Here is a 13750-nt window from a genome sequence, read left to right as displayed (position 1 = left end):
GGGAGGCGCGGCGTGTCGAAATTTCGCGAGGTGCTGGCCCGGCGACGCAACGAGGTGCAGACGCAATGGCAGCTGTTCCTGACCGTCTTCGATACCGAGGTCGTGAAGCCTGGCATGTCACCGGAGCACGTCGACACGCTGCGCACCGTCATGTGGTCCGCATGGCGCGCGTGCGCGTACACGAACGGAATCATCACGGAGCCGAAGCCGGCTCCGGCCAACAAGGAGAGCAGTCATGGCAACCCGCAAACCCGCAATGTCCGCTGACGAGAAGCGCTGGCGCGCGCAATCGGACGCTGACACGCTCGCCCGCGCACAGGAAATCATGGGCGACAAGGCCCGGCATGGCGCAGCGAAAGCGCACGCCTCGAAGGAAGCCGCGAAGTATTCGAAGGTGAGCAAGACCGGGAGCAAGTGATGTCTCGCCCGACCGACTACAAACCCGAATACGCCGAGCTCGCGCGCAACTACTGCCTGCTCGGCGCGACCGAGGAAGAGCTCGGCGGCTTCTTCGGCGTGAGCGATCGCACCATCCGGAACTGGAAGAAGAAGCAGCCGGAGTTCGCCGCGGCGATCGTAGAGGGCTCGCGTCACGCCAATGCGAAGGTGACCGGGCGCCTCTTCGATCGCTGCATGGAAGGTGATGTGACCGCGATCATCTGGTGGCAGAAAAACAAAATGGGCTGGCGCGATCGCACCGACGTGGTCGCGAAGGTCGGCATCTCGCCCATCGACGAGCTGCTTGCTGATGTCGAGGGCACGACGTTCATGCCGAAGGATCGCGCCTGATGGGTGATCCGCGTCTCAAGCTCGAGGAATGGGGCAACCCCGTCTGGCGGTTGCACAACCTCTACTGGATCACGGACAAGCGCAACCAGGTCGTCAAGTTCCGGCCGAACGCCGAGCAGACGCAGTTCCTCGAAGACCTGCACTATCGCAACGTCATTCTGAAGGCGCGGCAGCTCGGCTTCTCGACGCTGATCCAGCTGATGTTCCTCGACCAGGCCGTGTTCACGTCGAATATCCGCGCGGGCGTCATCGCCGATACGAAGCCGAACGCCGAGATCATCTTCCGCGACAAGATCCGCTTCGCCTACGACCGACTGCCGAGCGGCATCCGCGAGCGACGTTTCCCCGAGACGGATAGCACGACCGAGCTGCTGCTCTCGAACAACAGCAGCGTGCGTGTCGGCACGTCGATGCGTTCCGGCACGCTGCAATACCTGCACGTGTCCGAGTTCGGGAAGATCTGTGCGGAGGACCCGAAGCGCGCGCGTGAAATCGTCACGGGTGCAATCCCTGCGCTCGCGCCAGACGGCATGCTGTTCATCGAATCGACGGCCGAAGGCCGCGACGGTGAGTTCTACAAGATGTGCGAGGAATCTCGCAAGCGCATCGGCCATCATCACCAGCCGCTCGAGGAGAAGTTCCACTTCTTCCCGTGGTTCGTGCGCGACGAGTACGAGACCGATCCGGATGGCGTCGTGATCTCGGCCAAGGAAGCCGAGTACTTCGAGAAGATCGAGAAGAAGACAGGCGTCACGCTCTCGCCGCGCAAGCGCGCCTGGTACGTGCTCACGAAACGCCGCCTCGGCGCTGACATGAAGCGCGAATTCCCGAGCACTCCGGACGAAGCCTTCGAGGCCGCGAACGAGGGCGCATGGTATCGCGAGCAGTTCGACACTCTGCGCAGCGAAGGCCGCATCTGCCGCGTGCCGTATGACCGCAGCGTGCTCGTCAACACGTTCTGGGACATCGGCGCGAACGACCTCAACGCGATCTGGTTTCATCAGCGCGTCGGTCCCGAGGACCGCTTCCTGCGCTACTACGAGAACAGCGGCCGCACGCTCGACCATTACGTGCAGATCATGAAGGACACCGGCTACACGTTCGGGACTGCGTATCTGCCGCACGACGCCGGCCATAAGCGCCTTGGTACCGGCTACAAAAACCAGTCAGTCGAGGAGATGCTACACGGCCTCGGCGTGACGGGCACGTTCATCGTGCCGCGTATTGATGACGTCACCGTTGGCATCAACCAGACCCGCATGGCGCTCTCGACTGCGTTCTTCGACGAGGAGAACTGCAAGGAAGGCCTCGACCACGTCGAGAAGTATTCGAAGGAATGGGACGAGCGCGCGGGCACATGGAAGGACTATCCGAAGCACGACACGCATTCGAACGGCGCCGATGCGCTGCGCCAGTGGGGGCAGAAGCATAAGACGCTGCTCGGTCCGAAGAAGCCGCCCGAGCCGGTCGCCATTCCGAAGACCGTCAATCACTGGAATACCCGTCGATAAGAAGGACGAACTATGACCCGACCGAAAGCAGAAATCGAAGCCGATGTCGTCGACGAATCGACCCGGCAATTCAACATGGCCTACTCGTCGCAGCAGGAGATCCGGCTCAAGTGCCTGCAGGATCGGCGCTTCGTGTTCGTCGACGGCGCGCAGTGGGAAGACGCGCTGCGCCTGCAGTTCGACAACAAGCCTCGCTTCGAGGTGAACAAGCTGCACATGGCCTGCGTGCGGATCTTCAACGAGTACCGTGCGAACCGCATCAGCGTGCAGTTCGATCCCAGCGACGACGATGCGGACCAGCAGACGGCCGACATGCTCGAGGGTGCGTACCGCGCCGATGAGGTTCGCTCCGGTGGTCAGGAGGCCTACGACAACGCCTTCGAAGAGGGTGTCGCCGGTGGCATGGGCGCATGGCGCCTGCGCAACGTGTACACGGACGAATACGACGAGGAGGACGACACGCAGAAGATCGTCTTCGAGCCGATCTACGATGCCGACTCCTCGGTGTTCTGGGACCTCGGCGGCAAGCGCTACGACAAGAGCGACGCGAAGCGCTGCTGGGTGATCACGTCAATGTCCCGCGAGGAGTACGCGGATACCTACGGCGAGACCGATCCGAGCGATCCTTTCGCCAATCCGAACGGCGGCAAAGCGAATACGTTCCGCAAGGTCCAGCACATGACCGAGTTCGACTGGTACACGCCGGACGTCGTCTACGTGGCCGAGTACTACGTCGTCGAGGACGCGAAGAAGAAGGTGCACGTGTTCCGCCAGCCGAACCAGAACAAGCGGGACGTGAAAATCGAGAACGACAAGCTCGATGACGAGATGCGCGAGGACATGAAAGCGCAGGGGTACGAGCACATTCGCACGCGCACGGTGAAGCGCCGCCGCGTGCACAAGTGGGTCCACGATGGCGCGCGCGTGCTTGAAGACTGCGGCTTCATCGCCGGGCCGAACATCCCGATCGTGCCGTTCTACGGCAAGCGCGCCTACATCGATAACCAAGAGCGGATCATGTCGCACATCCGCCTCGGGAAGGACGCGCAGCGCCTCTTCAACATGCAGATCTCGCTGCTTGCGATCCTCACGGCGCTGTCGCCGCGCCGCAAACCGATCTTCACGCCCGAGCAGGTTCTCGGCCATTCGGTGACATGGGCGAACGACAACATCGACGACAACCCGTTCCTGCTCGTCAACGGCATCGCGAATCCGGACGGCAGCGCGACGCCGGCGGGCCCGGTCGGCTACACCGAACCGCCCAATGTGCCGGAGCCGCTCGCTGCGCTGGTCCAGATCACCGACGCGACCCTCAAGGAGGTGCTCGGCAATCAGGAGGCCGGTGAGCAGGTCGCGTCGAATATCTCGGATGCGCTTATGGAGCGTGTGCAGGAGAAGGTCGACATGATGGCCTTCATCTACATGGACAACATGGCGAAGTCGATGCAGCGCTCCGGCGAGATCTGGATCGGGATGTTTCGCGAGATCGCCGACGAGGAAGGCCGGCAGATCACGACCGTCGGCAAGGATGGCAAACGCGGCAAGGCGGTGCTGCGCCAGCCGCGGATCGTCGACGGCGCGACGCAGATCATCAACGATCCGTCGAAGGGCAAGTTCGAAGCGACCGTCGATGTGGGCCCGGCGTTCAAGAGCCGGCGTGACAAGACCGTGCGCGCGCTCGTCTCGATGCTGCAGTTCGTGCAGGACCCGCAGCTCGCTCAGATCATCGTCTCGCTCGCGCTCACGAACATGGATGGCGAAGGCCTCGACGACCTGCAGGAGTTCCTGCGCATGCAGCTCGTGCGCCTGGGCGTCGTCAAGCCGACCGAGCAAGAGCAGAAGCAGATCACCGCGCAGCAGCAACATCAGGCGCAGCAGCCGCCCGATCCGCAGTCGCAGTACTACCTCGCAGCCGCGCAGCGCGAGCAGGCGGCGGCCGGCAAGGAGCACGCCGACACCATCAAGACGTTTGCCGATGCCGCTAACAGCCGTGCGGATGCGATCGCGAAGCTCGCGAATGCGCGTCAAGGCGACATCGGCTCGGCGATCGATGTGCTCGAAATGCTGATCCGTCAGACGGCGCCCGCAGCCTCCGCGGCCGCCGGGCAGCCTGCCGCACAAGGAGCCTGACATGTCCCATTGCAAGCAGAAGAAGCCGGGCAAGCAGCACCTCTATCGCCAGGACGGCATGTGGCGGCTCGACGATGCCACGCACCGCTACGCGACGCTCGTGATCACGGTGCGCGAAGCGATCGCGAAGGGTGTTTCGTGGCGAAAATACGAAGAAGTCGATGTGAAGTGGCAGATGTAGCGAAATAACTTGAAATAGCCGCAATTTATTGCTAACAATGCGACAGGCTTTCCGCGAAGCCTGATATCGCGAGTCGACACGGTGATCGAATGGAAACCACGGCAGAAACGCTGGAAACGCAGGAAAACGACCTCCTTGACGCAGGTTCGGATGGCCTTGGTGCCGGAAACGGCACGGAAGGCCCCGGCAGCGCCGCAAATGGCGAGCAGACCGATCCCCCCGAAGGCGGGACCGAAGGCACGTCAGGCGAAGGCGAAGGCGAAGAGGAGTTCAGCCTGCAATTCGGCGACGAGGTCCCGCCGGCCTCAGAGAGCCAAGGCTCGGAAGGTGAGAACAGCACCATCCGCGATATGCGCAAGCGCATTGCCGAACTGAATCGCACGGTCCGGCAGTTCGAAGCGAAGGAACAGACGCAGCAACCGCAGCAGGTACAAGTCCCGACGCTCGGCGCGAAGCCGAAGCTCGAGGATTTCGACTACGACGAAGGCAAGTTCGACGAAGCGCTCGGCAAGTGGTACGAGACGAAGCGCCAGGTCGATGCCGCGCAGGCCGAACAGCAAGCAGCGGAAGGCAAGCGCAAGCAAGCGCTTGAAGAGCGTCAGAACTCCTATCGCGCGGGCGCCGCGCGTATCAAGGGTTTCCGGGAGCTGGAAGACGATGTGGTCGATGCACTCGACGTCACGCAGCAGGGTGTGCTGCTGGCTGGCGCCGAGAAGCCCGAATACCTCGTTGCCGCGCTCGGGAAGTACCCGAACAAGCTGAAGCAGCTGGCTCAAATCAAAGATCCCGTCCGGTTCGCGTTCGCGGCTGGCAAGCTCGAAGGAGAGTTGAAAGTGTCCACGTCCCGTACTGCGAACAACAAAGCCGCGCCAGAAGGGCGCGTCTCGTCATCTGCTGGCGCTCCGGCGGCCGGCGGCGGCGAGAAGAAACTCGAGCAGCTGCGGGCCGAGGCGGAGAAGACCGGCGATTACTCGAAGGTCCACGCCTATAAACGGCAACTGAAACAAGCGCAAGCGCGCAAGTAGGTGACGCAGCTGCTCTCCGCCAATTTGGACAGGAGCAGCTGAAATGTCGAACAACTTCTCGAAAGAGGAACGGGTAGCCTTCGAGCAACTGCTCGAGGGCTTCGAAGATGCGATGGTTCTGTCGCGCATGGTCCGGAAGTACAACACCGACCAGCAAGCGATGGAACGCTCGATCAACATCATCTGGCGTCCGATGCCGTACATCGCCCAGTCGTACGCGGGCACGGACATGACCGGCAACTTCAACAGCTACACGCAGCTGTCGGTGCCGGCATCCATCAACCAGCCGCGTTCGGTGCCGTGGACGATGACGGCGCTCGAATTGCGCGACGCGCTGCAGGAAAACCGCCTCGGCGACGCCGCAAAGCAGAAGCTGGCGTCGGACATCAACGTTGCCGTGAACAACGCCGTCACGTCGCTCGGCTCGCTGGTGATCAAGCGCACGTCGGCCGCCTCCGGCTTCGACGACGTCGCCGCGATCGACTCGGTCTACAACGAGCAAGGCCTCGGCATGGGCGAGCGCTTCTCGGCCTACTCGTCGCGCGACTACAACTCGATGGCGAGCAACCTCGCGGCGCGTCAGACGCTGCAGGGTCGTCCGGAAACCGCGTACGACAAGGCGTACATCGGCGAGGTCGCGAACTTCGACGTGTACAAGATGGACTACGCGCCGCGCATCATCGCGGCAGCCGGCGGTGCCATCACGATCGGCGCGGCGAACCAGTACTACACGCCGCAGGCGACCATCGCTTCGTCGTATGGCGAAGTGACGAACGTCGACAACCGCTTCCAGACGATCCAGGTCAGCGCGACGGCCAGCATCGCGGCGGGTGACTGCTTCCAGGTTGCGGGCGTCGATTCGGTGCACCACATCACCAAGCAGGACACCGGTCAGCCGAAGACCTTCCGTGTCGTGTCGGTGGTCGACGGCACGCACCTGCAGATCACGCCTCCGTTCATCAGCGGCCAGGGCGGCTCGAACGCCGAGCTCTGCTACCAGAACGTCTCGGCGACGCCGGCCAACGGTGCGGCCATCACGTGGCTGAACACCGCAGGTTCGGCGCTCAACCCGCACTGGAAGCGCGACGCAGTCGAGCTGCTGCCGGGCCGCTTCGCGACGCCGACGGATGCCGGCGTGCAAGTGCTGCGTGCGACGACCGAGCAGGGTATCGAGGTCGAGCTGTCGAAGTTCCAGGACATCAACACGAAGCTCATCAAGTACCGCGCGGACATCTTCTTCGGCGTGGCCGTCCTCAACACCGAGATGTGCGGTGTCGAGCTCTTCAACCAGGTCTAAGGGGAGCGCGAGATCATGGCAACCATTACTCGTTACAAGCAGGATATCGTCGTCGCTGGCTCCCTCGCCAACGGCTTGGGCGGCAGCGGTCAGGCTGGATCCAGTGTCGGTCCGGCGGGCGCCGCAGGCTATGTGTTCGCCTCGGTCACCAAGGTTGTGGCGGCCTCGACCGACCCGAACCCGTACGTGTACACGGTGACCAAGGACGACGCCTTCATTGAGGTCGACGCATCGAGCCAGAACGTGCAGGTCGTGTTTCCGAACGCCACCGTCTCGCAGGGCCGTTACCTGATGGTCAAGCGCGCCGACGCGGCGTTTGCCTCGGCGAATGCGGTGACGCTCATCGATGCAGCCGGCAACAACGTCGAGGGCGCGGCAAGCCAGTCGCTGAACGCGAACAACGCGATCTTCGAGACGCGCTGCGATGCATCGGTGTGGCAGTGCATCGGCGGCGCGAACTCGGCGGCGTGGGGGCATATCGGCGCGATCGCATCGATCACGCCCCCGGCCAGCGGCTCGGCCTACACGGCGACGGCCGCCGGCTTTGTCGTCGTCACGGGCGGCACCGTGACCAATATCCAGCTCAAGCGCGGCGCGACGACGATCCAGATCGCCGCGGCGACGCCGGCTGTGGTGCCGGTCAGCGCGGGCGATCAGGTCATCACGACCTACTCGGTCGCGCCGACGATGAGCTTCGTTCCGCGGTAATTCTTGGGCCGCCCTTCGGGGCGGCTTTTTCCCTTTCAGGAGATTCGAATGGTCCCGATGAGAGCGCCCACGATGCTGTATCGCAAGGGCACGCAGGAACGTATTCACGACGTGCACGTCGACTGGCTGATCGTCGACGAGCACCAGGTCGATGAGTTCCTCGATCAAGGCTGGTTCCGTACGCCGACCGAGGCAGGCAAGGGCGAGCATGCTGGTGAAGCCGAGCATCGCGCCGCTGCTGCGCGTGCCGAGCAGGAGCGCGCCGAGCGCGAACGTCAGGCAGCCGAAGACGACGCGCGCCGCGCCGATCTGGATGCGCGCGAACTGAAACTCACGGCCATGCAGGAAGAGATCGAGCGTCGCCTCGCCGAGCTCGAGCGCGCGACCGCGGCGGCCACTGCTGATGCTGGCAAGCAGGCCAAGCAGACCAAGCCGGCTGCCGACGGGAAGTAAGCCATGACCACCAAGGGCGATCTCGTCAACGCTGCATACGAGGAAATCGCGCTCGCCGGCTACGTCTTCGACGTGACGCCGGAAGAGCGCAATACCGCGCTCATGCGGCTCGAACGCATGGCGGCTGGCTGGGACGCCCGCGGTATCCGTCTCGGCTATAACCTCGCCGGCAGCCAGGCATCGGTCAACGATAACGTCGGCATCCCGGACTGGGCCGAGGAAGCGTTCTATACGAACCTTGCGCGCCGGCTGGCGTCGACGCTCGGCAAGCAGCTGCACGCCGACACCATCCGCGCGGCCACCGAGGGCTATCGCACGCTCTGCCTCGTCGCTGCACAGTCGATCCCCCAGATGCAGATGCCGCGTCATATGCCGATCGGTCTCGGCAACCGCCGCAACACGAAGAATCAGCAGTTCTTCGCGCCGGTCGACCGCGTCACAACGACGACCGATGCGCTGCTCGAGCCGAGCGGCGATCCATGGCCCGACAGCAATTAAGGACCGTCCATGAACATCAATCAGCTTTCGCAAGACACGCAGCTCTCGGTCTCAGATCTAATCGCGATCTGGAACACCGGCAACGGACAGCCGCGGTACGCCTCGCTCTCGTCGCTGCTCTCGCTCTTCCAGTCGGCCTTCACGTTCTCGGCCGGCGGCCTGCTGCTGGCTGGCTCGCTCTACGCACTGCGCCGCACGCAGGCCGAGACGCTCGCGCTCACGACGACGCCGGCCATCGTCACGCCCTACGACGCGAACGGCAATTCGGTGCTCAGCGCGGACGGTCAATCGCTCACGCAGAACGTGACGACGGGCCTCCTGCAGGCTACGCGTGCGATCAAGGCCTGCGCTTTCTGGGTGTCGCTCATCGGCTCGCTGCCGTCGCCGCGCGTGCTGACGCTGGCGCTGCAGACGGGCCCGGTCGGCGGACCGTTCTTCACGTCCGAGTTCGAGGCGATCGCCACGGGCACCGGCGCGAACCAGTGCTACACGTTCTCGGGGATCTTGCAGAACCCGAATAACGTCAACAGCCAGCTCAACCTGGGCGACATCATCCAGCTCGTCGCATCGGCGGACGCCGCAACGACGCTTTCCATCAGCCGCGCGAGCCTCATCGTGCAGCCGCTCGACGGAGTCTGAACCATGCTGAACCAACCCTTCTCGCCGGCCTACGCACAAACGCAGGCCGTCACCGTCAGCAGCACGCACACGGAAATCGGCGTCGATCCGGCCGCCAAGCAGGTGCGCGTGCTGAACCCGAACGCGTTCACGGTGTTCGTGCGGTGCTCAGGAGTGTCTCCTGCGACGCCAGCGGTCGCCGCAGCCGGCGCCACGCAAGGCGACTATCCGATCGGCCCGAACTCGTCGGAGGTGATCACGAAGAGCGACACCTTCGGCGGCATGTCCCTCGTCACGACCGGCGCGAACACCGGCACCGTCTACGTGACGCCGGGCGAAGGCTTCCAGAGCGCCGCCGCCTGACATGCAGATCCCGATCTCCTCGGGCACGTATACCGACGTCGGCGCGGAGTTCCGGACGTCCTACCCGCGCAACATGGTGCCGGTCATGAAGAAGACTGGCATCAGCAGCATGTTCTTCCGCTCCGCAGAAGGACTGACGCGCTTCGACGTCGGCGCACCGGCGCTCGCCGGCCACGACCGCGGCGCGATCGTCTGGCAGGGCACGTGCTACCGCGTGATCGGCACGAACTTCGTCTCGGTGAATGCGAGCGGCATGGTGACGGTGCTCGGCCAGGTACCAGACGATGGCAGCCCGGTCGCGATGGCGCGCGGCTACACGAACCAGGGCATTGGCATCGTCAGCGCGAAGCAGTTGTTCTTCTATACGATCCAGACGCTTGCCGGCACGACGCTGGGCGCGCCGGCCCTCCAGAAATGCACCGACCCGAATGTCGGCTCGCCGATCGATCTGCTCTGGATGGGGGGCTATTTCGTGATGACCGACGGCACGCAGTGCTATGTCACGCAGCTCGCCAACCAGTTCACGATCAATTCGCAGCTCTTCGGCAACGATAGCAATGCGCAGGATTCGCTCTACGCGGTGCTGAAGTTCCGCAACGAGCTGTACATGTGCAATCGCTACACGATCGCGGTGTTCGACAATACCGGCGGTACGGGCTTCCCGTTCACCGAGAATACGGGCGCGACGATCCAGAAGGGTGTGATCGGACCGTATGCGAAGTGCCGCACGAGTCAGGGATTCGCATTCGTGGGCGGCGATGAGGAAGAAGCGCCGAGCGTCTGGCTATCGGTCGGCCTCGGTATCGCGACGAAGATCGCCACGCGCGAGGTCGAGATGATCCTCGGGCAGTACACCGAGCTGCAGCTTTACGGCAGCGCGACGCTCGAATATCGCGCGGAGAAAGAGCAGCAGTTCATCTACCTGCATCTGTCCGACTACACGCTGGTCTATGACGTGGCCGGCTCACAGGCCGCGCAGGAGCCACTCTGGTTTCTGCTCGATTCGAGCGCCGACGGCAACGGCGCGTGGCGTGCGTGGCACCCGGTCTATTGCTACGGCAAGTTCGTGATGGGCGACAAGTACGACCAGCGCGTCGGCTTCATCGATCGCACGACAGCCGCACAGTACGGCGTCGACGCGCGCTGGCAGTTCGACACGATGTTCGCCTACAACAAGGCGCACGGCTTCCTCGTGACAATGCTCGAGCTGATCGGCACCTACGGCCGCGCCGCGCTCGGCGAACAGGACATGATGAGCCTGCAGTACACGGACGACGGACGCATCTGGAGCACGCCGCGCTACATCTCGATGGGTGCGCAGGGGCAGACGCAAAAGCGCGCGCAATGGCGTCCGAAGCATAAGTTCCGGAACTTCCGCGGCTATCGGTTCGCCGGCTACAACGCCGCGCCGATCTCATTTGCGGCACTCGAGGCGGACGGCGAGCCGCTGATGGCATGACCGCGCGCAGCTATAACATCCAGACCTCTCCCCCGAACCGCAAGGAGTTGGCGGAAGCGTTCGGCATGAATCAGTCGGCTGTGCGCCGACTCGAGACGATCACGCTGGACGTCACGAAGAACCTGCCGCAGGGGATCGACAACAACACGGCGGCGATCCAGTTCGTCTCGATGGGCGCGAATGCGCAGGTAACGCCCCCGCAGAGCGCCGCGCCGTTCGCGCTATTGTCGATGGGGGCAAACTCGTCGGTATCCGTGCCGCAGAATCCCGCGCTTTCCGCATTCCTGTCGATGGGTGCGAATGCGCAGGCGCCGGCGCAGGGCATCCCTGCTGGCCTGCTCGCGATGCTCGCGGCGCAGTCGTCGGTTCCGGTTCCGGCCACATCGGCACAGGGCGGCGTTCTCGCTCGTCTGGAGATCGCGAGCAATATCGGACAGGCGCCCGGCAACTACCTGAAGCAGCAGCCGCTCGTCGCGTTCCAGCAAGCCTCTACGACCGGCACGTCGCTCACCTCGGGCACCGCTGCAAACGTCGCGAGCATCCAGCTGGCCGCCGGCACGTGGGACCTATCCGGCTCTATCGTTTTCAATGCGGCCGCCACGACGGTCGTGCAGCAGATCGCGGGCGGCGTTTCGACGTCATCCGGAGCGCTCGGTACGCCCGACACGCAGACGAAGTTTCAGGAGGCGATCACGGGCGGCTCTTACGACGTGCCGGTCCCGCTCACGCGCATCGTGCTCGCGAGCGCCGCAACTGTGTACCTCGTCGCGCAGGCGACCTTCACCACCTCAACCATGACGGCGGACGGCTACATCAAGGCCCGACCCGGTCTATAGGAGAACATCATGCCGACGCAAATGAACTGGGCGCAGCTCTGTCAGGTAGTCAATGCGGCAAGTGCGGCCGCCGTTTATGGGGCCGTGCCGAATGGCTCGCAGGTATCGATTACCGCGGCAAGTGCATGGAACCCAGTGGGTGCGGCGAGCAATGCGGTCGTCGACCTGTACATCGGCACGAGCGCCGCCGATGCGACGCACATCGACCGCGTGTCGGTCCCGCCGGGCGCCGCGCTGCCGCTGATCAACGCGATCAACCAGAAGCTGACCTCCGGCATGTCGCTCTATGCGAGCACGAACGGCGCGACTCTGACAGTTTCCGGGGCCGTCGCATCGTGACGCGATAACTGAATGCTTTAAATGGCGTTTCCTTGAAATTAAACGCCGATTGATGTAGTGTTCGACGCAACAAATTGTTGTCCGTAGCCGCGTATCGGGCAATTTCCTATAGGCAGTGCGACGCGAGTCAGTTTCATGTCGGCATGCATCCGCATGTCGCAACCGACCGACTCGACGCACATGCATCCCGACTACTCTCCCGCCTCGAGCTTCACCGGCCGCGCGCTACCGCCGATGCGGGCGCGCGTCGACGCGCTCGAGCGCGAACTCCAGAAGCTTCCGCAAACCGATTGTCCGGCGCGCTGGTATTTCGCGCCCGGCATGGCCGCGCGCGAGATAACGATCCCGAAAGGCACCGTGATTACTGGCGCGATTCATAAGACGCAGAACCTTGCAGTGTTGTCCGCTGGGCGTCTGAAACTGGTAACGGATAACGGAATCGTCGAAATCGCGGCACCGCACATGTTGACGGTTATGCCCGGGCAGAAGAATGCCGCCTATGCGCTTGAGGACTCGGTATGGACCAACTTCTTTCCGACGGATGAAACCGATCCGGAAAAGCTGGTTGAACTGTTGACTGAATCGAAGGCCTGCGAGCTGCTCGGCGGCAGCGAGAACAAGCAATTAATCGCTAACCGTATCGAGGACTAATCATGGCCTTCGGAATTTCTGCGGGTACTGCTGCGCTGATCGGGGGCGGACTTGCGGCGGCTGGCAGCGTTGCGGGCGCAGTGATTGGCGGCAATGCCGCGCAATCTGCCGCCGATACGCAGGCTGGTGCGGCGCAGGCTGGCGTCCAAGAGCAGAACTACGAATTCAACAAGATTCGGGATCTGCTGAAGCCCTACGTCGATGCCGGTACGGGCGCGCTCACCGGCTATAACGGCGCGATGAGCGACTATCAGGGCGGCCTCGGCGGCTACCGTGGCGTCCTCTCACAGCTCAACAGTCTGACCGGTGCGAACGGTTCGGGCGCACAACAGTCGGCGATCAATGGCCTGACGTCCAATCCGCTCTATACGACCTCGATGCAGCTCGGTCAGCAATCAATCCTCGCGAATGCGAGCGCTACGGGCGGCCTACGCGGCGGCAACACGATTGCATCGCTCGGCTATCTACCGGGCCAGGTGCTATCGAACGTCATGCAGACGCAGATCGGCAACCTCGGTACCTCGCTCAACGGACAGGGCGGCCTGTTGTCGGCCCTTGGAAATGCAGTCACGCAGCAAGGCAACCTCGTCAATCTCGGCGAGAACGCGGCCGCTGGAACGGGGCAGGCTGCGATGACGACCGGCAACAACATCACAAGCCTGATCGGGCAGCAGGGCGCCGCGCAGGCTGGCGGCATTCTCGGCACCTCGAACGCGATCACGGGAGGCATCAACAACCTCACGTCGGCACTTGGCAACTATCTGAATCCATCGCCATCCGGATCGTATCAATTCGCATTGCCTGCCTATCTGAATGCCGCCGGCATTGGCAGCTCATCGCCAGCCGGCCTGTATGGCGTGGGCGCCGGAATGAACCTCAGGTAAGGAGCGAA

Annotated in this window: 18 protein-coding genes; all 18 read left to right on the top strand. The window is 63.4% G+C overall.

The features are described 5' to 3' along the window. Window positions 1-12 precede the first annotated feature (12 nt). The 18 genes from EPN59_RS01610 to EPN59_RS01525 all read left to right on the top strand — a co-directional run bounded on the left by EPN59_RS01610 (window position 13) and on the right by EPN59_RS01525 (window position 13742). Window positions 13-267, top strand: coding sequence for a hypothetical protein (locus EPN59_RS01610; RefSeq protein ID WP_293033999.1), 255 nt, complete (start codon window positions 13-15; stop codon window positions 265-267). Next, window positions 236-418, top strand: a complete 183-nt coding sequence (locus EPN59_RS01605; RefSeq protein WP_293034000.1) for a hypothetical protein — start codon at window positions 236-238, stop codon at window positions 416-418. The genes EPN59_RS01610 and EPN59_RS01605 overlap by 32 nt, the downstream gene beginning before the upstream one ends. Further along, the gene (locus EPN59_RS01600; protein ID WP_293034001.1) at window positions 418-789 is read left to right on the top strand and encodes a hypothetical protein; all 372 of its coding nucleotides are present in this window, start codon (window positions 418-420) and stop codon (window positions 787-789) included. The genes EPN59_RS01605 and EPN59_RS01600 overlap by 1 nt, the downstream gene beginning before the upstream one ends. Beyond that, window positions 789-2300 carry a terminase gene (locus EPN59_RS01595; RefSeq protein ID WP_293034002.1) on the top strand — a complete coding sequence of 504 codons (1512 nt, stop codon included), beginning with the start codon at window positions 789-791 and terminating at the stop codon, window positions 2298-2300. The genes EPN59_RS01600 and EPN59_RS01595 overlap by 1 nt, the downstream gene beginning before the upstream one ends. Window positions 2301-2312: 12 nt before the next feature. Then, the gene (locus tag EPN59_RS01590; protein ID WP_293034003.1) at window positions 2313-4430 is read left to right on the top strand and encodes a portal protein; all 2118 of its coding nucleotides are present in this window, start codon (window positions 2313-2315) and stop codon (window positions 4428-4430) included. A gap of 1 nt (window position 4431) precedes the next feature. Then, a complete protein-coding gene (locus EPN59_RS01585) occupies window positions 4432-4611 on the top strand; it encodes a hypothetical protein (RefSeq protein WP_293034004.1) in 180 nt (59 codons plus the stop codon). A gap of 89 nt (window positions 4612-4700) precedes the next feature. Then, window positions 4701-5636 (top strand): hypothetical protein, encoded by a 936-nt coding sequence (locus tag EPN59_RS01580; RefSeq protein WP_293034005.1) that lies wholly within the window; start codon window positions 4701-4703, stop codon window positions 5634-5636. Window positions 5637-5679: 43 nt separating this feature from the next. Beyond that, complete coding sequence (locus tag EPN59_RS01575) at window positions 5680-6933, top strand: P22 phage major capsid protein family protein (protein WP_293034006.1); 1254 nt, start codon at window positions 5680-5682, stop codon at window positions 6931-6933. A 15-nt stretch (window positions 6934-6948) separates the two neighbouring features. Then, window positions 6949-7641: a hypothetical protein gene (locus EPN59_RS01570; protein ID WP_293034007.1), complete on the top strand. Its 693-nt coding sequence runs from the start codon at window positions 6949-6951 to the stop codon at window positions 7639-7641. A gap of 48 nt (window positions 7642-7689) precedes the next feature. Next, complete coding sequence (locus EPN59_RS01565; RefSeq protein ID WP_293034008.1) at window positions 7690-8094, top strand: hypothetical protein; 405 nt, start codon at window positions 7690-7692, stop codon at window positions 8092-8094. 3 nt (window positions 8095-8097) lie between these two features. After that, window positions 8098-8592 carry a packaged DNA stabilization gp4 family protein gene (locus EPN59_RS01560; RefSeq protein WP_293034009.1) on the top strand — a complete coding sequence of 165 codons (495 nt, stop codon included), beginning with the start codon at window positions 8098-8100 and terminating at the stop codon, window positions 8590-8592. Between the two features lie 9 nt (window positions 8593-8601). Next, window positions 8602-9231 carry a hypothetical protein gene (locus tag EPN59_RS01555; protein WP_293034010.1) on the top strand — a complete coding sequence of 210 codons (630 nt, stop codon included), beginning with the start codon at window positions 8602-8604 and terminating at the stop codon, window positions 9229-9231. A gap of 3 nt (window positions 9232-9234) precedes the next feature. Further along, window positions 9235-9573, top strand: a complete 339-nt coding sequence (locus tag EPN59_RS01550; RefSeq protein WP_293034011.1) for a hypothetical protein — start codon at window positions 9235-9237, stop codon at window positions 9571-9573. 1 nt (window position 9574) lies between these two features. After that, window positions 9575-11032: a packaged DNA stabilization protein gene (locus tag EPN59_RS01545; protein ID WP_293034012.1), complete on the top strand. Its 1458-nt coding sequence runs from the start codon at window positions 9575-9577 to the stop codon at window positions 11030-11032. Further along, the gene (locus tag EPN59_RS01540) at window positions 11029-11868 is read left to right on the top strand and encodes a hypothetical protein (RefSeq protein ID WP_293034013.1); all 840 of its coding nucleotides are present in this window, start codon (window positions 11029-11031) and stop codon (window positions 11866-11868) included. The genes EPN59_RS01545 and EPN59_RS01540 overlap by 4 nt, the downstream gene beginning before the upstream one ends. Window positions 11869-11877: 9 nt before the next feature. After that, window positions 11878-12207 (top strand): hypothetical protein, encoded by a 330-nt coding sequence (locus EPN59_RS01535; protein ID WP_293034014.1) that lies wholly within the window; start codon window positions 11878-11880, stop codon window positions 12205-12207. A 153-nt stretch (window positions 12208-12360) separates the two neighbouring features. Continuing rightward, on the top strand, window positions 12361-12858 hold the full coding sequence (locus EPN59_RS01530) for a hypothetical protein (protein WP_293034015.1): 498 nt from the start codon (window positions 12361-12363) through the stop codon (window positions 12856-12858). Between the two features lie 2 nt (window positions 12859-12860). Continuing rightward, a complete protein-coding gene (locus EPN59_RS01525; RefSeq protein ID WP_293034016.1) occupies window positions 12861-13742 on the top strand; it encodes a hypothetical protein in 882 nt (293 codons plus the stop codon). Window positions 13743-13750: the final 8 nt, after the last annotated feature.

Origin of the sequence: Paraburkholderia sp. (assembly GCF_004298475.1) — a bacterium.
GTDB classification, from domain to species: domain Bacteria; phylum Pseudomonadota; class Gammaproteobacteria; order Burkholderiales; family Burkholderiaceae; genus Paraburkholderia; species Paraburkholderia denitrificans.
The sequence above is the reverse complement of the archived record's forward strand: the minus strand, read 5'-3'. Positions and strand labels throughout refer to the sequence as shown.